We start from the raw sequence: 20,426 nt of genomic DNA, 5'->3' as shown, positions 1-20,426 counted from the left end.
CTCAGAAGATGGCGAGCGGGTTGACCGGTACGCCACTCGCCGTGCCGAGCCGTGGCGGCGCGGCGACGAACAGGAAGGTGGAGCGCCCTTCCTCGGCGCAGGCGGCCGCCAGTTCGGTGGGATCGGCGACGTCGATCAGGGGCATGCCCAGGCGGGCGAGGGCTACGCGATGCAAGGGGCCGGGGACGCGAGGATCGACGGGCGGCCGCCCGTCGCCGATATCGCCGGCGTAGATGGCCACATCGTGTTGGTGCATCCAGGTGACCGCGTCGAGGGTCAATCCCGGGATACGCCGGTCACGGCTAGCCGCATAGTTCCAGCCACCGCGCAGGACCAGCGCGTCGCCGCTGCGCATCTCGACCCCGGCCCGCGCGCACGCTTTCTCGAGGTCGGCGCCGGTCACCCCGTGGCCCTCCGGCAGCGGCCCGTCGGCCGCCAGATCGACGAGGACGCCACGGGTGAGGATGCCGTCGGCGAACACCGCGGTGGATCCGTGCCGGTAGCCGGCCGGAGTGACGACCTCCTCGAACGCGATCCCGGGATACACCTGGCCGTCCACGACCTGGTGCACCAGGGAGTCGAGGTGTGTCACCTCGGGGTGGTGCGGCACCATCATGATCAGTTCGGCTGTGCCGCGCGGGGACGCGCCGGTGAACAGCACCGCCTGCATCGCCCCGATCGAGTCCGCGCCCGGGTGCGCGAAGGGCCCGGCGGCGATCGGTGACGTCGGCATGGGCCGCGAGATCGAGACCGTCCGTCCGGTCCGTGCCTCGGCGACCGCCTGGGCCCGCACCTCGGCGGTGATCAGGTTCAACGTGCCCCGCTCGTCGTGCTCGCCCCAGCGCCCCCAGTTGGTCGGCAGATCGGCGACTTCGCTCACGAATCTCTCCCTGTTCGCCCTACCCCGCACCGGCCACCAGCGCGGCCGGGTGTGCCGTGGGCCACGGTGACACGGCGACACCGGAAGCTTACTCAGGAAACCGGTGAATCCAGCGGCGCCGGAAACCCGGTGGACTCCGGTCCGTACACTCGAAGCGTGGATATTCAGCTGGAGTAGCTCCGATCCCGATCGTCGAGCGGTCCTTCGTCACGTCCACACCCCTGACGGGAGTCTTTCTTGATTACGGCCACCGGCCTCGAACTGCGCGCCGGGTCGCGCATCCTGCTTGCCGGCACCACCCTTCGCGTCCAGCCGGGCGACCGCATCGGCCTGGTCGGCCGCAACGGCGCGGGCAAGACCACCACGCTCAAGGTGCTCGCCGAAGAGGGCTTGCCCTACGCCGGGGAGGTACGCCGCTCCGGTGAACTCGGCTACCTGCCTCAGGATCCGCGCGAGGGCGACCTGTCCGTCACCGCCAAGGACCGGGTGCTTTCGGCCCGCGGGCTGGACACCTTGCTGCGCGAAATGGAAAAGGCCCAGACCGAAATGTCGGAGATGGCCGACGACACGGCGCGGGATCGCGCGATTCGCCGGTACGGGCGCCTGGAGGAGCGGTTCGCCGCGCTCGGCGGGTACGCCGCGGAGAGCGAGGCCGCCCGTATCTGCGCCAACCTCGGCTTGGCCGAGCGGATTCTGGATCAGCCGTTGGGCACATTGTCCGGTGGCCAGCGGCGCCGGGTCGAACTGGCGCGGATCCTCTTCGCCGCTTCCGACGTGGGCGCCGCCGGCCGCTCGGACACGATCCTGCTGCTCGACGAGCCCACCAACCACCTCGACGCGGACTCGATCACCTGGCTGCGCGGTTTCCTCAAGGCGCACGACGGCGGCCTCGTGGTGATCAGTCACGATGTCGAACTGCTGGCCGAAGTGGTCAACAAGGTGTGGTTCCTCGACGCGACGCGTGCCGAACTCGATCCCTACAACATGAGCTGGAAGCGCTACCTCGAAGCCCGCGCGACGGACGAGAAACGCCGCCGCCGGGAACGGGCGAACGCCGAGAAGAAGGCCTCGGCGCTCCAGCAGCAGGCGGCGAAGCTCGGCGCCAAGGCGACCAAGGCCGTCGCCGCGAAGAACATGGCCCGGCGCGCCGAGCAGATGCTGGCCGGTCTCGACGAGACCCGGCGGGCGGACCGGGTCGCGAAGATCAAGTTCCCGGAACCCGCTCCGTGCGGGCGGACGCCGCTGACCGCGACCGGACTGTCCAAAACGTACGGTTCACTGGAGATCTTCACCGGGGTGGACCTGGCGATCGATCGTGGGTCCAAGGTCGTCGTGCTCGGGCTCAACGGCGCGGGCAAGACCACGCTGCTGCGCCTGCTCGGGCGGATGGAGACCCCGGACACCGGTGAAGTGGTGGCCGGGCACGGGCTCCGCGTCGGCTACTACGCGCAGGAACACGAAACGCTGGACCACGACGCGAGCGTGTGGGAGAACATCCGTCACCTGGCTCCGGACACCGGCGCGCAGGAACTGCGGAACCTGCTGGGGTCGTTCCTGTTCACCGGGGAGCAGCTCGACCAGCCCGCGGGAACGCTCTCAGGCGGGGAGAAGACGCGGCTCGCGCTGGCCGGCCTGGTCTCCAGCGCGGCCAACCTGCTGCTGCTGGACGAGCCGACCAACAACCTCGACCCGGCCAGCAGGGCGCAGGTGCTCGACGCGTTGCGCAGTTACGCGGGGGCCGTGGTGCTGGTGACGCACGACCCCGGCGCGGTGGAGGCACTCGAACCGGAGCGGGTCATCCTGCTGCCGGACGGAACCGAGGACCATTGGTCACCGGATTATCTCGAACTCGTCCAGCTGGCGTGACGTCCTTGCCGCGGCTCGCGGCCGCCGGCGTGACCACAGTGCCCTCGTCGCCGAGGAAAACAGTGACGGTCTGGCGACGGCTTCGCGGGCTTCGCAAACTGGCAACAAGACAACTAAACCTCCTTTTTCGTTAGTTGTTGTAGGCAACCACACCGGAATGGCCCAATATCATGGCGGCGGGGCAGTAATTTGCCTCGCCGTCTGGCATTCCGGGCCCGGGTGTTCGATCATTGCCTGATGGGAGCCGTACCGGCTCGGGTGAACACTGTCTGGAGGAAGGCGGATCGACGTGGCTGACCTGAAGAAGGGCGCGCGGATCACCGGTAACACGCGCGACAAGCTGGCCGCTGACCTGAAGAAGAAATACGAGAAGGGCGCCAGTATTCGAGCCTTGGCGGAGTCCACCGGACGCTCGTACGGTTTCGTGCACCGGGTCCTTTCGGAATCGGGCGTTCAGTTGCGCGGGCGTGGCGGCGCTACTCGCGTGAAGAAGAAGTGAACTTCCCCGTACCGCCGAAGCACAACGTCGCACCGATCAGCACGAGCGGGTAGACGAGATATCCGAACCGGGTGGCCGGCGTCAGGAGTGTGAACGCTCCCAGTGCGACGGCGATGCGCAGCATCGCATCCGCTCCCGTCACCGGCGGGCGGCGGGCCAGCCACAGCACGATCGCGGCCGCGGCGGCGCCGAGCAGGACGAAGGCGGTCACTCGCCCGGCCGTCCCGGCCGAGGCGATCAGGTGTCCGGGTAACGGGCTCGCCGCCGGCGAGGTCACCGTGCCGAGTCCGGCCGGGAAAAGCAGCACGTGCTCCACGAACGCGCGCGGTCCGGCCAGCAGCACGGGAACGGTGACGACGGCGGTCGCGGCCAGTCCGGTGGCCAGGAAGAGACCGGCCGCGCGCTTGCCCAGCCGGGTCAGGACGAGCATCGCCAGCACGACCACCGCCGGCAGCACGATGAGCTTGGCGTTCACCGCCAGCGCGAGCACGATCGCGGAAGCGAGGGGGCGATCGCGGGCGGCCAGCGCCCCGGCCACCAGCAGCAGGCCGAGGATGGCCAGGTCGGGTCCGGCCACCGCCCAGGTGAGGGCCGTGAGCGGGCAGGCGAGCGCGACCTGCCCGGCCCGTACCGGAACCGGGGGGAAGCCGAGCAGTTTGAGGGTGAACCACACGCAGGCCACAGCGGTCAGCGCGAACATCAGCCGCGCGTCGGTCAGCGCGTCCGTCACCGGTGTGCCACCGAAGAGGGCGCGCGGAAGCCCGAAGACGGTCATCACCGGGCCGTACGGCGTGTAGTCGTTGACCTCGGGCGCGCGGCCGAGCGCGGTGACGTCGACATAGGGCGTGCCGTGCGCCAGCAGCAACCGCGCCGAACGCTCGATCACCCACACCTCGGGCTGGGCGCTCCACGAGAACGGCGTGATCAGCCAGTCGACACCGGTCAGGCGCCGGACGACCAGCACGGCAAGGGGGACCACCATGGCGAACACGCCGATCGCGGCCAGACTCGTCCAGCGTGACCGGCGGCGGACGAACAGCAGGCACGTGCACACCGCGGCCAGCCCGTAGCCGACGGCGGCCCATTCACCCCAGATCCGGAACCCGTAGAACTCCGACCCCACGGCGGTCGCGACCGCGTAAGCCAGGCAGCCCAGGTAGAAGACGAGATCTCCCGCCAGGGGTGAAATCGTGCGGGTGCGTTCGGCCGTGCCTGCCCGCGATCCCATGAGCGGCAAGATTACCGGCACGCGTACCGCCGCCGCCGGGCGCCGTGGCGGTACCGTCACTCCGGCTTCGGGGAACATTCCGCGCGGTGGTCGTGTTGCTCCGGGTGGCCGGGGTAAAACCTCGAGTAATGTGGAGCTTCGCGCCGGGCCGGGGCGATCGGGAGGAAAACGTGGACAACGCTTGGATGCTGATGAGCTCGGCGATGCGCCGCGCGGACACGCCCAGGGGGCTGGCTCCGGGCACGGTCCGGCGCGTGGCCCGCTTCGCCCGGCCTTACTGGCGCAGCCTGGCCGTGTTCCTGGTGCTGACGGTGGTCTCCGCGGTGATCGCGGTGACCACGCCGGTGCTCGCGGGCAAGGTGGTGGACCGGATCGTGGGCGGTCACCAGGCCGGCGTGGTGATCGGCCTGGCGCTCGCGGTGGCCGGCCTCGCGGTCGCGGACGCCGGGCTCGGTCTCGTCGAGCGCTGGCAGTCGTCGCGGATCGGTGAGGGCCTGATCCTGGACCTGCGCCGCGCGGTCTTCGAGCACGTGCAGCGGATGCCGATCGCCTTCTTCACCCGCACCAGGACCGGCGCGCTGGTCAGCAGGCTGAACAACGACGTGATCGGCGCGCAGCGGACGTTCACCGCGACGCTGTCCGGGCTGGTCACCAACGTCATCCAGCTCGTGCTCTCGCTCGTGGTGATGGTGACGCTGTCGTGGCAGGTGACGGTGGTCGCGCTGGTGCTGCTGCCGATCTTCGTGCTGCCGGCGCGGCGCCTGGGCCGCCGGATGGCCGCGCTGCAGCGGGAGGCGGCGCAGCTCAACGCCGGGATGACCACGCAGATGACCGAACGGTTCTCCGCGCCCGGGGCCACCCTGGTCAAGCTGTTCGGCAGGCCCCTGCAGGAGGCCGAGGAGTTCGGGCAGCGGGCGGGCCGGGTCCGTGACATCGGGGTGCGGACGGCGATGCTCACCCGCTGGTTCATGACCAGCCTGACCCTGGTGTCGGCGCTGGCGCAGGCCCTGGTCTACGGGTTGGGCGGCTGGCTGGCCATTCAGGGCAAGCTCGCGCCGGGAACGGTGGTCGCGCTGGCGCTGCTGCTCACCCGCCTCTACAGCCCGTTGACCGCTTTGGCCAACGTGCGGGTCGACGTGATGACCGCGCTGGTGTCCTTCGAGCGCGTCTTCGAGGTGCTCGATCTCGAGCCGATGATCAAGGAGCGGCCGGACGCCAGGGCGCTCCCGCCCGGCGGGGTGTCGGTCGAGTTCGACGACGTGCGGTTCGGCTATCCCGCGCCTGAGTCGTACTCGCTCGCCTCACTCGAAGAAGTGTCCATATTGGATGGACGCGGGGGCGAGGAGGTCCTGCACGGAATCAGTTTCCGCGCCGAAGCCGGTCAGATGGTCGCGCTGGTCGGATCGTCGGGCGCGGGAAAGTCGACGATCGCCTCGTTGCTGCCGCGGCTCTACGACGTCGACTCCGGGGCGATCCGTCTGTCCGATGTGGACGTACGCGACCTGGATTTCGCGACGATCCGGGACACCGTCGGGGTGGTGACGCAGGACGGCCATCTCTTCCACGACACGATCCGGGCGAACCTCACCTATGCGCGGCCGGGCGCGGGGGACGAGGAGCTTCGCGACGCGCTCGAGCGGGCGCGGCTGGCCGACCTGGTGGCTTCGCTGCCGGACGGCCTGGACACCGTGGTGGGGGAGCGCGGTTACCGGCTCTCCGGTGGCGAACGCCAGCGCCTGACCATCGCCAGGCTCCTGCTCGCGCAGCCGAAGGTGATCGTGCTCGACGAAGCCACCGCGCATCTGGACTCGGAGTCCGAGGTGGCCGTCGGCGAGGCGCTGTCGCACGCCCTTGCCGGACGCACCGCGCTGGTCATCGCGCACCGGCTGTCGACCGTCCGTGCCGCCGACGTGATCCTGGTCGTCGAGGCGGGCCGGATCGTCGAACGCGGCACGCACGACGAACTGCTCGCCGCCGGAGGCCGCTACGCCGAGCTGTACCACACTCAGTTCGCGGACGGGCCCGTCTCGCCCGACCCGGAAGAATTCGCCGCGTGAAACGTTGGTTACGGGTGTGAGCCGAGCCGACTTCATGAGGAGGGGCCGCACCCGTGGGCACGCTGTGATGGACGCCGGCGATCCGCTGATGTCGATCCTGCCGTCCCGTGGGCCGGTCCGGGCTGTCGTGCTGGTGCTGCACGGCGGTGCCGAGACGGGGCTCGGGCGGGTGCGCCCGTGGGGGCCGGCGTATCTGCGCATGCTGCCCATGGCCCGTGCGGTCCACCGGGCCACCGCCTGGCACGGGGTGGAGGTCCGGCTGCTGCGCAACCGCGTCCGTGGCTGGAACGAGCCCGAACTGCATCCGGTCGCGGACGCGCGGTGGGCGCTGGAGCGGGTGACCAAGGAGCGCCCCGGCGTCCCGGTCCTGCTCGTCGGGCATTCCATGGGCGGCCGCGTGGCGCTCCGGGTCGCCGATGATCCCGCGGTGACGGCGGTGTGCGCGCTCGCGCCGTGGACTCCCGACGCCGAGCCCGTCGAACCGGTGCGCGGGCGTGACGTGGTCATCGCGCACGGTGTCTGGGACCGGATCACCCGCCCGGCCGAGTCCTACACCTACGCCCGGCGCGCCGGGTACGAAGGCGCCAGGGTCGTCCGCTTCGAGGTCATGGGGGAGGGCCACGCGATGCTCCGCAGGCCGGGCGTGTGGAACCGGATCGTGCGGAGCTTCACCCTTGACGCCGCCGGGATCGAGGCGGCGACGGCGTGGGAAACAGACCCCGGCCGGAGGCTCCGCCTTCCCTTGTGACACCTCTTGTGTCGACTCGCGGCAGTAGAGGTGACCACAGCGCGCGCCCTTGTTGTCCGCTATTGGGGCGGCAGGGCGCCCGTCCACCGGACGTGCCGTGGGCAGAGAAGGAGCGCCCTGTCGACACGATCGCGGGGGCGCGCAAGCCTGCGGAGGAAGCACTGTGACTTTCCGGCACTTAGTGGGGGGGGGTACGGCCCCCCACACCCCTCGCTGGGGGCAAGCCCCCAGACCCCCTTAGCAACCCTCGGGCGGACCATACGTCTTTTTTGACGGGCACTACGGTTCACTGGGCAGACAAGGTCTCGACCGCGGGAGTTGGGTGAGGGCACGATGAGCTACGGCGGTGACTACGGTGGATATCCGGGGCAAGGCCGTCGGCAGCCCAGAGGGCCGAGGCAGCACCAGTCGGCCCAGGCCATGCCGGTGCCGGGCCGTGACGCGGGGGGTTATCCGGGCCGTGGGCGTCCTCCGTCAGGGCCGCCCGCGACCCGCGCCATGCCGATGCCCTCGGCGGAGCCGGCCTATGAGCCGGATCCCTACGACCGGGAGCCACCCCGTTCGTCCGGGCCGCGCCCGCCGCGCAGGCGCCGCCGCTTCGGGCCCGGCAAGATCCTGCTGACGCTGGTGGTCCTGTTCGTCGTCTTCCTCGCCGGGGTGTGGATCTACCTCGACACCTCCATCAACCGGACGGAAGCCTTCGCGAACCTGTCGAACCGCCCGGCGGCGGCGTCGGGAACCAACTGGCTGATCGTCGGGTCGGACAGCCGGGACGGGCTTACCCCGGAGCAGGAAAAGAAGCTGGCGACCGGTGACGTCGAGGCGGCGGGAGGCGGCAAGCGCACCGACACGATCATGATCGCGCACCTGCCGGACAACAGCACCAAGCCGACGCTGCTCAGCCTCCCGCGTGACTCCCAGGTGTCGATCCCGGGGCACGGCAGGAACAAGATCAACGCCGCCTTCTCGTTCGGTGGCGCGCCGTTGCTGGTGCAGACCGTGGAAGGCGCCACGGGGCTGCACATCGACCACTACGCCGAAATCGGCTTCGGTGGGTTCGCCAACATCGTGGACGCGATCGGTGGTGTGGACATGTGCATCGACAAGGCGATGCACGACGACATGACCAACGTCTCGATCCCGGCGGGCTGCCAGAAACTCGACGGCGCGCACGCGCTCGGCTTCGTGCGCATGCGGCACAGTGACGCCACGCCGCGGTCCGACCTCGACCGCGTCGAGAACCAGCGCAAGTTCATGGGCGCGCTGGCGAGCCAGATCGCCAGCCCGGGCACGCTGCTCAACCCGTTCGACTTCTTCCCGTTGCTGTCCTCGGCGCCGGAGGCGCTGACCATCGACTCGGGCGATCACCTGCAGAACCTGCTCGGTCTCGGGTGGGCACTGCGCGGTATCTCGTCCGGTGGCGTGGTCACCACCACCGTCCCGGTCACCTCGGGTTCGGCGGAGAACTGGGACAAGACCAAGTCAGGTCAACTCTTCGACGCCCTGAAGCACGACACGGAGATCCCGCAGAGCGCGATCTTCAACTAAACGGCCCTCCGGGCGGTCGCGGGATTTCAGCCGGCCGTGGGCGCGGGACAGTGAGTGCTCTGTCCCGCGCCCACGGCCATCCGCGCTTCGGTATCGATGACGAAGGTCTGCCTGCGGGGCGGCTTATTGCGCGCTGTCCCCGCCGCCGATCAGTTCGTCGATGCCGTCCTCGTCGGTAAACGGCACGAACGGACCGCGGCCGACGAGCACGCCGAACTTGCTGAGCCGCTCGGCATGTTCGGCCGAATACACGCCTTCCGCCCCGACGCGCAGGTCGAGTTCGGTGGCGCGGCCGAGCAGGTATTCCAGATGGCGCACCGCCGCCGGCTCGGGCTCACCGAGCGCGAACGCGTCGACCACCGGGCCGCCGAGCATCACGTACCGCACGTCGAGACCATGCCGTGGAATGAGCTCGAGATCGGCCGAGTTGTGCACGATGAGCACCAGTTTCACGCCGAGGTCGGCCAGCACCGGGAGCGAGTCCCTGACCTCGCCGTCACGATCGACCGCGATGGCGGCCCTGGTGCACACGCGCAACGCGTTCGCCGGCACGTTGTTGCGGTCCAGGTTCTCCCGGATCATCTTCACCAGCTCGGGCTCCATCACCAGCCGCTTCGGCAGCCGGATGCACAGCTCGGGCGCGTCGTCGCCGTAGCGTTCCCGCAGCCGGGCGCTCATGGCCAGCGTTTCGCCGATGAGCCACCGGCCCAGCGCCGCGACCATGCCGGTGGTCTCGGCGAGCGGATAGAACTGGGCGGGATCGAGTTCGCCCTGTTCCGGATGGTGCCAGCGCAGGCCGGCCGAGATGGCGGTGATCTCTTCCGGGTCGGCGAGGGAGACCGTCGGGTAGTAGGTCATCACGAACTGGCCGTTCTCCAGCGCCCCGGCGATCTCCGCGCCCAGCCGGTACCGGGCGCGGTCGACCCTGTCGAGCTCCGAGTCGAACAGCATCCACTGGCCCCGGCCGGCTTCCTTGGCGCGGTGCAGGGCGAGTTCGGCCCCGCGCTGAAGGTCCTCGGCCGTCGCTTCGGCCACGTTCCGTACCACTATGCCGGCGCTGGCGCTGACACCCACGCCCTGATCCTTCATATAGATCGGCTCGGCGAGTTCGACCATCGCCTCCTCGACCATGCCGATCACCTCGGCGGCGGACAGCTGTCCTCGCAGCAGGACCGCGAATCCGTCCCCGGACAACCGCGCCACCAGCGCCTTGTGCTCGGTGAAGGCGTCCCGGAGCTTGGCGGCCACGCCGCGCAGGACCTTGTCGCCCACGCCGGCGCCGAGACCGTCGTTGATCACCCGGAAGCCGTCGAGGTCGAAGTAGATCAACGCGACCTGGCCGCGGGCACTCGGGCTGAGCGCGCCTTCCAGCAACGTCTTGAAGCGGGAGGCGTTGGACAGACCGGTGAGCGAGTCGTGCACGCTTTGGTGCCGCAAAGTCTCCTGCAGCGCGTGGACCTCGTTGGAGTCCATCGCCATCATGACCGGATAGGCCACGTTCGGCCGGTCGCTGGGCAGGTAGGTGAGCGTGATGTCGGCCCACACCGCCGCGTCGTCGGCGTGCGTGAGCTGGACCCGCTGGCGGACGTGTTCGGCCTCGGTCTCGGTGAGGTCTTCCAGGCCGGACAGGATGGTTTCGGCGTCGTGATCGCTGTAGGCGAGGTCGGCCAGTGCCATGCCCTGCAGTTCTTCGGCGCGGCGGCCGAGGAACCGGGTCATTTCGGCATTGACCTCGACGATTTCACAGTTCACGTCGGCCAGGGCGACACCGATCGGCGCGGCGGAGTAGAGCGTGTTGAAGCGGCGGGCCGCGGCCTCCCGGGCGGCCTCGGTCGCGGCGAGCGCCTCGCCCGTCACCTCGGTCAGAAGCTCTTCCAGCCGGTCCGGCGAAAGCCCTATGCCCTCCGTATGGGCCAATCTCCCCACCCATCGGCGGACGACCTCAGCCACACCTGGCGCCTCACCAGGTTCGGTCACCCTCACCCTCCATGCCCCTGTGTCCCACCAGAACAAGCCCTCCGTGGGGGCCCGCCCGACCCACCCCGGGCCGGGAAAGCTCCGGAGTCGTGCCACGCCCGTATCGCCGCCATCGTCACCGGCTGAACGAGTGATCAACAGTGTAGATGTGATCACGCTTGGTGAAAACCCTGATGACCGCTTCCCGGCGCGACCCGCTGAACGGGAGCCTGTCAAAGGGTACCGGTCGTGAAAGATGTCACCGACCGGGCCCGAGCCGGGAAGCGGTCCGGGTTCTGGGATGATCAGTCCCAGTCGAGCGCGCCGCCGGTCTGGTATTCGATGACGCGGGTTTCGAAGAAGTTCTTCTCCTTCTTCAGATCCATCGCCTCCGACATCCACGGGAACGGGTTTTCGTTTTCGCCGAAGATCGGGTCGAGACCGATCTGGCGCGCCCTGCGGTCGGTGATGAAGCGCATGTACTGCTCGCACAGTTTCGCCGACAGCCCGAGCATGCCGCGGGGCATGGTTTCGCGGGCGTAGGCCACTTCCAGTTCGCAGGCCTCGGTGAGCATGGCCCGGACCTCGGCCCGGAACTCCGGTGTCCACAGGTGCGGGTTCTCGATCTTGATCTGGTTGATGCAGTCGATACCGAAGTTCAGGTGGATCGACTCGTCGCGCAGGATGTACTGGTACTGCTCGGCGATGCCCACCATCTTGTTGCGCCGTCCGAGTGAGAGGATCTGCGCGAAGCCGGTGTAGAACCACATGCCCTCGAAGACCACGTAGAAGGCCACCAGGTCGCGCAGGAAGCTCTGGTCGGCTTCCGGCGTGCCGGTGGTGAATTCCGGGTCCTCCAGGTTCCGCGTGTACTTCAGTGCCCACGCGTCCTTGTCCGCGATGGCCGGCACCTCGCGGTACATGTTGAACAGTTCGCCTTCGACAAGACCGAGGCTTTCGCAGATGTACTGGAAGGTGTGCGTGTGCACGGCCTCCTCGAACGCCTGGCGAAGCAGGTACTGGCGGCACTCGGGGTTGGTGATCCGCCGGTAGACCGCGAGCACGATGTTGTTGGCGACCAGCGACTCCGCGGTGGCGAAGAACCCGAGGTTGCGCTTGAGCATCAGCCGCTCGTCGGAGGTCAGGCCGTCGCGCGACTTCCACAGCGCGATGTCGGCCTGCATGCCGACCTCCGTGGGCATCCAGTGGTTGGTGCACGCGGCGAGGTATTTCTCCCAGGCCCACTGGTACTTCAGGGGGAGAAGCTGGTTGACGTCGGCGCGGGAGTTGATCATCGCCTTGTCGTCGACGCCGATCCTGGCGCCGTGCCGGTCGATTTCGCCGAGGCCCGTCGCGGTCGCGCTGTCCGGGTTGGTGATCAAAGCTTTTCCTTCCGGAAAGTCAAAGGATTTACTGAGCTTATTGGTGAACGCGCCGCACCTTCGGAAGGCGCGTTTGGCCGGTCACTTTCGCAGGTAACTTGCGATTCGCGGACCGTCACTGGCAGGCTTCGCAGTCGGGGTCGTCGATCCGGCACGCCGGGGCGGGGTCCGGTTCCACCGTCGTGGGCGCGACCGCGGTGAGCTTTCCGTCCGTGCCGCGCAGGGTGCTCTTCTCCACGTGGGTCGCCGACCGTGTCCGCAGGTAATAGGTCGTCTTCAGCCCCTTGTGCCAGGCGTGGCGGTACAACTCGTCGAGCTTGCGCCCGCTGGGCGAGGCCAGGTAGAGGTTCAGCGACTGCGCCTGGTCGATCCACTTCTGCCGCCGTGACGCCGCGTCCACCAGCCACCGGGGCTCGATCTCGAACGCGGTCGCGTACAGCCGCTTGACGTCGTCGGGCACGCGGTCGATTTCGCCGAGGCTGCCGTCGTAGTACTTGAGGTCGGCCACCATGGCTTCGTCCCACAGCCCGCGATCCTTGAGGGTGCGCACCAGATGCGGGTTGATCACGGTGAAGTCGCCCGACATGTTCGACTTGACGTAGAGGTTCTGGAACAGCGGTTCGATCGACTGAGCGACCCCGCAGATGTTGGAGATGGTCGCCGTCGGCGCGATCGCCATCACGTTGGAGTTGCGCATCCCGGTGGTGCGCACCTTCTCGCGCAGGGTGTCCCAGTCCAAAGTGGACGATGTGTCGACGTCGAGCCCGTCGCCGTGCCGTGCCTGCGCCAGCAGTTCGATCGAGTCGAGCGGCAGGATTCCCTTGCTCCATGACGATCCCTCGAACGTCTCGTACCGGCCGCGTTCGGCGGCGAGGGAGACCGATGCCGCAATCGCGTGGTAGGAGAGGTGCTCCATGCTGAGATCGGCGAAGGAGACCGCGTCCGGGGAGGACACCGGGATGCCCAGTTCGAAGAGCGCGTCCTGGTAGCCCATGAGCCCCAGGCCGACCGGGCGGTGCCGCAGGTTGGACCGCCTGGCCTCGGGGATGGTGTAGAAGTTGATGTCGATCACGTTGTCGAGCATGCGGACGGCGGTGGTCACGGTGCGCTCGAGCCGCGCGGTGTCCAGGCCCGCGCCGGTGACGTGTTTCGCCAGGTTGACCGAGCCCAGGTTGCACACCGCCACTTCGTCGGTGCTGGTGTTCAGGGTGATCTCGGTGCACAGGTTCGAGGAGTGCACGACGCCCGTGTGGCGCTGGGGCGAGCGCAGGTTGCACGGGTCCTTGAAGGTGATCCAGGGGTGGCCGGTTTCGAAGAGCATGGTCAGCATCCGCCGCCACAACTCGACCGCACGCAGCCGGCGGAACACCTTGATCTCGCCGGCGTCGGCGGCCGCTTCGTAGGCGCGGTAGCGTTCGGCGAAGGCGTTGCCGTAGAGATCGTGCAGGTCCGGTGTCTCGTCGGGGGAGAACAGCGTCCAGTGCGCGTCCGCCTCGACGCGGCGCAGGAACTCGTCGGGGACCCAGTTGGCGGTGTTCATGTCGTGCGTGCGGCGCCGGTCGTCCCCGGTGTTCTTGCGCAGGTCGAGGAACTCTTCGAGGTCGATGTGCCAGGTCTCCAGGTAGGCGCACGCCGCGCCCTTGCGCTTTCCGCCCTGGTTGACCGCCACCGCCGTGTCGTTGGCGATCTTGAGGAAGGGCACCACGCCCTGTGAGGTCCCGTTCGTGCCCTTGATGTGGGCGCCCAGCCCGCGCACCGGTGTCCAGTCGTTGCCGAGGCCGCCCGAGTACTTGGCCAGCAGCGCGTTGTTCCGGTACGCCTGGAAGATCGAGTCCAGGTTGTCGTCCACCGTGGTCAAAAAGCACGACGACAGTTGCGCGCGGGTGGTGCCGGCGTTGAACAGGGTCGGCGTGGACGCCATGAAATGGAAGGTGGACAGCAGCTCGTAGAACTCTATGGCACGGGATTCCCGTTCGTCCTCCCGGAGCGCCACGCCCATCGCGACCCGCATGAAGAACGCTTGAGGCAGCTCGAACCGGTTCCCCTCGTGGTGCAGGAAATAGCGGTCGTAGAGGGTTTGCAGGCCGAGGAAGGTGAAGTCCAGGTCGCGCTCCGGGGCCAGAGCCGCGGTGATCCGGTCCAGGTCGAACCGCGCCAGTTCGGGGTCGGCCAGTTCCAGTTCGATCGCCCGCGCGAGGTACCGGCGGAAGTACTCCGGATACTCCGTGGCCATCTCACGCTGGCCTGCCTGGCGCGGCGCGTCCGCCAGGTAGGTCAGGGCTTCGCCACGGAGCTTGTCCAGCAGCAGCCGCGCGCTGACATAGGAGTAGTTCGGCTCCTGCTCGACCAGGGTGCGGGCCGCCATGATCTGTGCCAGCGCCAGTTCGCCGGTGGTGATGCCGTCGTAGATGGCGCGCCCGGTCTCGGCGAGCACCGGGCCGGGCGAGGTGTCCTCGATCCCGGCGACCGCTTCGCCCACCACCCGCGCCACGCGTGCCCAGTCGAGTGGCCGGAGGTTGCCGTCGGCGTCCTTGACCGAGATGCCACCGGTCTCGCCGTCCGGTCGTGCCATCGCTTCCACAGACATGCATCACTCCAAAAAGGGCGCGGTGAATCGGCACGCTGGCGGATGCGGGCGCGCGCGGGAAATGAGGTGCACCGGCGGACCGAGCGTCTCCCGCCGCTGGGCTGCTGCCGGTGATCAGAGACTACATGTTGGGGTGTGTGAGTGCACGTACCCCAATATCAAGGCGTGTCGGCGTGTTGTGTTAAGGCGGCGAAGCACGCTGGACGATCTTGGGGACGCCCGGGACGCCGGTTGAAAAAATCAAGCACGCTTGCTTTTTTCTTCGTCCGGTGACACGCTCGCACCGCAGGCGCGGACAGGTGAGGGCGAGGAGGCCGAGCGGTGGCGGACGTCGGAGGAATTCTGGGTGACCTGGCGGCGGAAAGCCGGGAACTCGACGACGTGGTGGCCGATGCCGACTGGGCCACGCCGACTCCCGCGCAGGGCTGGACGATCGCCCATCAGATCGCGCATCTGACGTGGACGGATTCACGGGCCCTCATCGCCGTGCGGACTCCCGACGACTTCGGCGCCGAACTGAAGCGGGCGCTCGCCGCCGGTGAGACCTACGTCGACGATGCCGCCGCCGAGGGTGCGGCGAAGCCCGCGGCCGAACTTCTCGCCGAGTGGCGGACCACGCGGGCGGACCTGGCCGCGGCACTGGAAACCGCGCCGTCCGGGGAGAAGTTCCCGTGGTACGGGCCGCCGATGAGCGCCGCGTCGATGGCCACCGCCCGGTTGATGGAGACGTGGGCGCACGCACAGGACGTGTTCGACGCGCTCGGGCTCGTGCACCGGCCGACCGCGCGGCTCAGGCACATCGCCTGGCTCGGGGTTCGGACGCGCGACTTCGCCTTCAGCCTCCACGGGCTCACCCCGCCGCCTGAGCCGTTCAGGGTGGAACTGACCGCGCCCGACGGGGAAACCTGGGCGTTCGGTCCCGAAGCCGCTGCCCAGCGGGTGACCGGCGAAGCTCTGGAGTTCTGCCTTGTCGTGACCCAGCGCCGGGACCCGGCCGCCACCGGCTTGGTCGTCACCGGGGACGACGCCCGAGAATGGCTGGGGATCGCGCAGGCCTTCGCGGGCCCGCCTGGAGCGGGCCGGGCCGGGGGTGCGGCATGACACCACTGATGTCAACTCACGGCCGTCCAGGTGACTACAGAGCGCGCCTTTTCTTGCCGCTATTGGGGCGGCAGGGCGCCCATTCGCCTGGCGTGGCGTGTGCAGGGAAGGAGCGCCCTGTCGACACGATCGCGGGGGCGCGCAAAGTCGCGAAGGGACGAGCGTGAGCGCCCCGTTGAGGATCGGCAACGCCTCGGGTTTCTACGGGGACCGGTTCTCCGCGATGCGCGAGATGCTCGACGGCGGGCCTCTCGACGTGCTGACTGGCGACTACCTGGCCGAGTTGACCATGCTGATCCTCGGGCGTGACCGGCTGAAGGATCCCGCCCGCGGCTACGCGAAGACCTTCCTGCGGCAGTTGGAGGAAAACCTCGGGCTGGCCAAGGACAAGGGCGTCAGGATCGTGGCCAACGCCGGCGGGCTCAATCCGGCCGGGCTGGCGACCGCGATCCGCGAGCTGGCGGAGCGTCTCGGCCTCGGCGTCACGGTCGCCCACGTCGAAGGGGACGATCTTCTGCCGCGCGCCGCCGAACTCGGCTTCGGTACGCCGTTGACCGCCAACGCCTATCTCGGCGCCTGGGGCATCGCGGAGTGCCTCCGGGGTGGCGCGGACGTGGTGGTCACCGGCCGGGTGACCGACGCATCGCTGGTCGTGGGCCCCGCGGCGGCGCACTTCGGGTGGCGTCGCGACGACTACGACGCGCTCGCCGGCGCGGTGGTGGCGGGGCACGTGCTCGAATGCGGCGCCCAGGCGACCGGCGGCAACTACGCCTTCTTCGCCGAACACGACCTGGGCACGCCGGGCTTCCCGCTCGCGGAGGTCCACGCCGACGGATCGAGCGTGATCACCAAGCACGAGGGCACGCCGGGAGCGGTCACCGTCGGCACGGTCACCGCCCAGCTGCTGTACGAGATCTCCGGCGCCCGGTATGCCGGGCCCGACGTCACCACCCGGTTCGACACCGTCGAACTCGCCCAGGAGGGCCCGGACCGGGTCCGGATCAGCGGGACGAAGGGTGAACCGCCGCCGCCGGAGGCCAAGGTCTGCCTCAACACGCTCGGCGGCTTCCGCAACTCCACCACGTTCGTGCTGACTGGGCTGGACATCGAGGCGAAGGCCGGGATGGTCCGGGAGCAACTGGAAGCCGCGTTGACCCGCCGGCCCGCGAAAATCCGCTGGACGCTGGCTCGCACGGACCACCAGGACGCGGACACCGAGCAGCGGGCGAGCGCCCTGCTGCACTGCGCGGTCGTCGACGACGATCCGAAGGTGGCCGGACGTGCCTTCAGTGGTGCCGCGATCGAACTGGCCCTGAGCAGCTATCCGGGTTTCCACGTGACCGCGCCTCCGTCGGACGCCGCGCCCTACGGTGTCTATCGGCCGTCCTTTGTGGACATTCACGAGATCGCGCAGGTGGCTGTGCTCCCGGACGGGACGCGAATCCCGATCGACGCCGCCGCGGAGACTCTCGGGTTGTCCGATGTGGATGATCCACCGCTGCCTGAGCCGCTCGAACCGGGAGCGACACGCGAGGCACCGCTGGGCACGATCGTCGGCGCGCGCAGCGGCGACAAGGGTGGTGACGCCAACCTCGGTGTCTGGGCGCGGACCGACGAGCACTGGCGATGGCTGGCGCATTTCCTGACCGTGGAGGAGTTCCGGCGGTTGCTGCCGGAAACGGCTTCCCTGCCGGTGCGCCGGTATGTGCTGCCGAACCTTCGCGCGTTGAACTTCGTCGTGACCGGACTGCTCGGTGAAGGAGTCGCCTCGCAGTACCGGTTCGACCCGCAGGCGAAAGCACTGGGCGAATGGCTCCGCGCCCGGCACGTGGAGGTGCCCACATGACCGAAACTCCTGAGCGGCGGGCGCTTCGCGAGACCGTGCGGCGGTTCGTGGAAGCGGAGGTGCTGCCCGAACTCGACAAGTGGGAGCGCGCCGGCGAGCTGCCCCGCGAACTGCATCGCAAGGCGGGCGAAATCGGTCTGCTGGGGGCGGGATTCCCGGAATCGGTCGGCGGCGGGGGAGACTTCCTCGACAGCGTCGCCGTGGTCGAGGAGATCCTTTACGCGGGTGGCAGCGGAGGGCTCGTCGCTTCCCTGTTCACCGGCGGTATCGCCGTGCCGCATATCGCCGAGGCGGGTGATGCGGCCCAGATCGCGAAGTGGGTGCGGCCCACGCTGGCCGGGACGAAGATCGGCGCGCTGGCGATCACCGAACCCGGTGGCGGCTCGGATGTCGCGTCGATCGCCACGACCGCTCGGCGCGACGGGGACCACTACGTCGTCAACGGCACGAAGACGTTCATCACCTCGGGCTGCCGCGCCGACTTCGTCACCACCGCCGTCCGTACCTCCGGGCCGGGCGCGCATGGGCTTTCCCTGCTGGTGGTCGAGCGCGGCACACCGGGCTTCACGGTGGGCCGGAAGCTGGAGAAGATGGGCTGGGCCTGCTCCGACACCGCTGAACTGTCCTATGTGGATGCCCGGGTACCGGCCGAGAACCTGGTCGGTGCCGAAGGAAGCGGCTTCGCCCAGCTGGCGACCCAGTTCGTCGCCGAACGGTTGTCACTGGCCGTGCAGGCCTACGCGATCGCGCGCCGGTCACTCGACCTGGCGCTCGGTTGGTGCCGTCTGCGCGAGACGTTCGGTCGTTCGCTCGTTTCCCGCCAAGCGGTGCAGTACAAGCTCACCGAGATGGCGCGCAGGACCGACCTCGCCCGGGTCTACACCCGGCACGTGGCCGAGCGTCACGTCGCCGGTGAAGAGGTGATCGCCGAGGCGTGCTTCGCCAAGAACAGCGCGGTCGAGGCCGCGGAGTGGGTGGTGAGCGAGGCGGTCCAGTTGCACGGTGGTGCCGGCTATCTCCGGGAGTCCGAAGTGGAGCGTCACTACCGGGACGTGCGGATCCTCGGCATCGGTGGCGGTACCACGGAGATCCTCACCGGCCTTGCCGCGAAACGATTGGGGTACACGGGTTGATTCGTTCCACTGTGGACATCGGGAGCGAGGCGTTCGCGGCCAACCGGGACGCCATGCTGGCCAAGCTTGCCGAGTTGGAAGCCGAACACGCCAAGGCGGTCGCGGGCGGCGGTGAGAAGTATGTCGAACGGCATCGCAAACGCGGGAAACTGCTCGCGCGGGAGCGCATCGAACTCCTGCTCGACGAGGACTCGCCGTTCCTGGAGCTCTCACCGCTGGCCGCGTGGGGCACCGACTATCACGTCGGGGCCAGTGTGGTCGCCGGGATCGGGACCGTCGAGGGCGTGGAATGCCTGATCACCGCCAGCGACCCGACCGTGAAGGGCGGCGCGAGCAACCCGTCCAGCCTGAAGAAGGGCCTGCGGGCGGCCGAGATCGCCGCGGAGAACCGGCTGCCGACGATCAACCTGGTGGAGTCGGGTGGCGCCGACCTGCCTGCCCAGAAGGAGATCTTCATCCCGGGCGGCGCGACGTTCCGGAACCTGACCACCGCCTCCGCCGAGAAGCGGCCGACGATCGCCCTGGTGTTCGGCAACTCCACCGCCGGAGGCGCGTACCTGCCGGGCATGTCGGACTACGTGGTGATGGTCGCCGAGCGCGCGAAGGTGTTCCTCGGCGGGCCGCCGCTGGTGAAGATGGCGACCGGCGAGGAGTCCGACGACGAGTCGCTCGGCGGTGCCGAGATGCACGCCCGCGTTTCCGGGCTCGCGGACTACCTGGCCGTGGACGAATACGACGCGATCCGCATCGGCCGGAGCATCGTCCGCCGGCTCAACTGGCGCAAACTCGGGCCCCCACCGCGAACCGATTACGGCGAGCCCCGCTACGACCCCGAGGACCTGCTGGGCATCGTTCCCAGCGACCTGAAGGTCCCCTTCGATCCTCGTGAGGTCATCGCGCGGATCGTGGACGACTCCGAGTTCGACGAGTTCAAGCCGTTGTACGGGGCCAGCCTGGTGACCGGCTGGGCGAACCTGCACGGGTACCCGGTCGGCATTCTCGCCAACGCGCAGGGCGTCCTGTTCAGCGAAGAGTCGCAGAAGGCCGCGCAGTTCATCCAACTCGCCAACCAGACCGACACACCGTTGTTGTTCCTGCACAACACGACCGGCTACATGGTGGGCAAGGAGTACGAACAGGGCGGCATCATCAAGCACGGCGCGATGATGATCAACGCGGTGTCCAACTCCCGCGTGCCACACCTTTCGGTGCTGATGGGGGCCTCCTACGGCGCCGGTCACTACGGCATGTGCGGCCGGGCCTACCGGCCGAGGTTCCTGTTCGCCTGGCCCAGCGCGAAGTCCGCGGTGATGGGCCCGCAGCAGCTCGCCGGTGTGCTGTCGATCGTGGCGCGCGCGGCCGCGGCCAACCGCGGGCAACCCTATGACGACGACGCCGACGCGGCCATGCGCACCATGGTCGAACGGCAGATCGAGGCGGAGTCCATGCCGATGTTCCTGTCCGGGATGCTCTATGACGACGGCATCATCGACCCGCGCGACACCAGAACCGTGCTCGGGCTGAGCCTTTCCGCCATCCACAATGGACCGATCAAGGGCGCCGACGGCTTCGGCGTCTTCCGGATGTGAGGCCGC

General features: G+C 68.8%; 14 protein-coding genes and 1 pseudogene. 10 read left to right on the top strand and 5 right to left on the bottom strand.

Translation table 11 applies throughout. The features are described from left to right. Window position 1: 1 nt before the first annotated feature. Complete coding sequence (locus tag ACFSXZ_RS07215) at window positions 2-880, bottom strand: cyclase family protein (protein WP_378262528.1); 879 nt, start codon at window positions 878-880, stop codon at window positions 2-4. Between the two features lie 267 nt (window positions 881-1,147). On the opposite strand from ACFSXZ_RS07215, the pseudogene ACFSXZ_RS07210 reads away from it, so the two are divergent. From ACFSXZ_RS07210 to ACFSXZ_RS07200, 3 genes and pseudogenes are all read left to right on the top strand, one after another. Then, window positions 1,148-1,696: pseudogene (locus ACFSXZ_RS07210) on the top strand (ATP-binding cassette domain-containing protein); the annotation flags it as partial. A gap of 75 nt (window positions 1,697-1,771) precedes the next feature. Further along, a complete protein-coding gene (locus ACFSXZ_RS07205; RefSeq protein WP_378262785.1) occupies window positions 1,772-2,746 on the top strand; it encodes an ABC-F family ATP-binding cassette domain-containing protein in 975 nt (324 codons plus the stop codon). Window positions 2,747-3,035: 289 nt separating this feature from the next. Beyond that, window positions 3,036-3,245 carry a helix-turn-helix domain-containing protein gene (locus ACFSXZ_RS07200; RefSeq protein WP_005437638.1) on the top strand — a complete coding sequence of 70 codons (210 nt, stop codon included), beginning with the start codon at window positions 3,036-3,038 and terminating at the stop codon, window positions 3,243-3,245. Here ACFSXZ_RS07200 and ACFSXZ_RS07195 read toward each other — a convergent pair. Further along, window positions 3,223-4,473: a glycosyltransferase 87 family protein gene (locus ACFSXZ_RS07195; protein WP_378262525.1), complete on the bottom strand. Its 1,251-nt coding sequence runs from the start codon at window positions 4,471-4,473 to the stop codon at window positions 3,223-3,225. The genes ACFSXZ_RS07200 and ACFSXZ_RS07195 overlap by 23 nt on opposite strands. A gap of 170 nt (window positions 4,474-4,643) precedes the next feature. Here ACFSXZ_RS07195 and ACFSXZ_RS07190 point away from each other — a divergent pair, with 170 nt between their 5' ends. The 3 genes from ACFSXZ_RS07190 (at window position 4,644) to ACFSXZ_RS07180 (ending at window position 8,826) form a co-directional block, all read left to right on the top strand. Then, window positions 4,644-6,530 (top strand): ABC transporter ATP-binding protein, encoded by a 1,887-nt coding sequence (locus tag ACFSXZ_RS07190; protein ID WP_378262523.1) that lies wholly within the window; start codon window positions 4,644-4,646, stop codon window positions 6,528-6,530. Window positions 6,531-6,597: 67 nt separating this feature from the next. Continuing rightward, complete coding sequence (locus ACFSXZ_RS07185; RefSeq protein ID WP_378262521.1) at window positions 6,598-7,278, top strand: alpha/beta hydrolase; 681 nt, start codon at window positions 6,598-6,600, stop codon at window positions 7,276-7,278. Between the two features lie 333 nt (window positions 7,279-7,611). After that, window positions 7,612-8,826, top strand: a complete 1,215-nt coding sequence (locus ACFSXZ_RS07180; RefSeq protein WP_378262519.1) for an LCP family protein — start codon at window positions 7,612-7,614, stop codon at window positions 8,824-8,826. A gap of 123 nt (window positions 8,827-8,949) precedes the next feature. On the opposite strand, the gene ACFSXZ_RS07175 is transcribed toward ACFSXZ_RS07180, so the two are convergent. The 3 genes from ACFSXZ_RS07175 to ACFSXZ_RS07165 form a co-directional block, all read right to left on the bottom strand. Continuing rightward, complete coding sequence (locus tag ACFSXZ_RS07175) at window positions 8,950-10,803, bottom strand: diguanylate cyclase domain-containing protein (protein ID WP_378262517.1); 1,854 nt, start codon at window positions 10,801-10,803, stop codon at window positions 8,950-8,952. 284 nt (window positions 10,804-11,087) lie between these two features. Beyond that, a complete protein-coding gene (locus ACFSXZ_RS07170) occupies window positions 11,088-12,164 on the bottom strand; it encodes a ribonucleotide-diphosphate reductase subunit beta (protein ID WP_378262515.1) in 1,077 nt (358 codons plus the stop codon). A gap of 115 nt (window positions 12,165-12,279) precedes the next feature. Further along, window positions 12,280-14,751 (bottom strand): ribonucleoside-diphosphate reductase subunit alpha, encoded by a 2,472-nt coding sequence (locus ACFSXZ_RS07165; protein ID WP_378262513.1) that lies wholly within the window; start codon window positions 14,749-14,751, stop codon window positions 12,280-12,282. Between the two features lie 321 nt (window positions 14,752-15,072). On the opposite strand from ACFSXZ_RS07165, the gene ACFSXZ_RS07160 reads away from it, so the two are divergent. The 4 genes from ACFSXZ_RS07160 (at window position 15,073) to ACFSXZ_RS07145 (ending at window position 20,420) form a co-directional block, all read left to right on the top strand. Further along, window positions 15,073-15,852: a TIGR03084 family metal-binding protein gene (locus ACFSXZ_RS07160; RefSeq protein ID WP_378262511.1), complete on the top strand. Its 780-nt coding sequence runs from the start codon at window positions 15,073-15,075 to the stop codon at window positions 15,850-15,852. 163 nt (window positions 15,853-16,015) lie between these two features. After that, a complete protein-coding gene (locus ACFSXZ_RS07155; protein ID WP_378262509.1) occupies window positions 16,016-17,698 on the top strand; it encodes an acyclic terpene utilization AtuA family protein in 1,683 nt (560 codons plus the stop codon). After that, the gene (locus ACFSXZ_RS07150) at window positions 17,695-18,831 is read left to right on the top strand and encodes an acyl-CoA dehydrogenase family protein (RefSeq protein ID WP_378262507.1); all 1,137 of its coding nucleotides are present in this window, start codon (window positions 17,695-17,697) and stop codon (window positions 18,829-18,831) included. The genes ACFSXZ_RS07155 and ACFSXZ_RS07150 overlap by 4 nt, the downstream gene beginning before the upstream one ends. Before the next feature lie 53 nt (window positions 18,832-18,884). Then, on the top strand, window positions 18,885-20,420 hold the full coding sequence (locus tag ACFSXZ_RS07145; RefSeq protein ID WP_378262783.1) for an acyl-CoA carboxylase subunit beta: 1,536 nt from the start codon (window positions 18,885-18,887) through the stop codon (window positions 20,418-20,420). Window positions 20,421-20,426: the final 6 nt, after the last annotated feature.

Source organism: Amycolatopsis pigmentata (genome assembly GCF_042684065.1).
GTDB classification, from domain to species: domain Bacteria; phylum Actinomycetota; class Actinomycetes; order Mycobacteriales; family Pseudonocardiaceae; genus Amycolatopsis_E; species Amycolatopsis_E pigmentata.
Note: the sequence above shows the minus strand (reverse complement) of the source record. Positions and strands in the feature narration are given on the sequence as shown.

Coding starts and splice junctions, on each gene's coding strand:
- ACFSXZ_RS07195 (WP_378262525.1), bottom strand. CDS start 4,473: ATGGGATCGCGGGCAGGCACGGCCGAACGCACCCGCACGATTTCACCC.
- ACFSXZ_RS07185 (WP_378262521.1), top strand. CDS start 6,598: ATGGACGCCGGCGATCCGCTGATGTCGATCCTGCCGTCCCGTGGGCCG.
- ACFSXZ_RS07180 (WP_378262519.1), top strand. CDS start 7,612: ATGAGCTACGGCGGTGACTACGGTGGATATCCGGGGCAAGGCCGTCGG.
- ACFSXZ_RS07165 (WP_378262513.1), bottom strand. CDS start 14,751: ATGTCTGTGGAAGCGATGGCACGACCGGACGGCGAGACCGGTGGCATC.
- ACFSXZ_RS07150 (WP_378262507.1), top strand. CDS start 17,695: ATGACCGAAACTCCTGAGCGGCGGGCGCTTCGCGAGACCGTGCGGCGG.
- ACFSXZ_RS07145 (WP_378262783.1), top strand. CDS start 18,885: ATGCTGGCCAAGCTTGCCGAGTTGGAAGCCGAACACGCCAAGGCGGTC.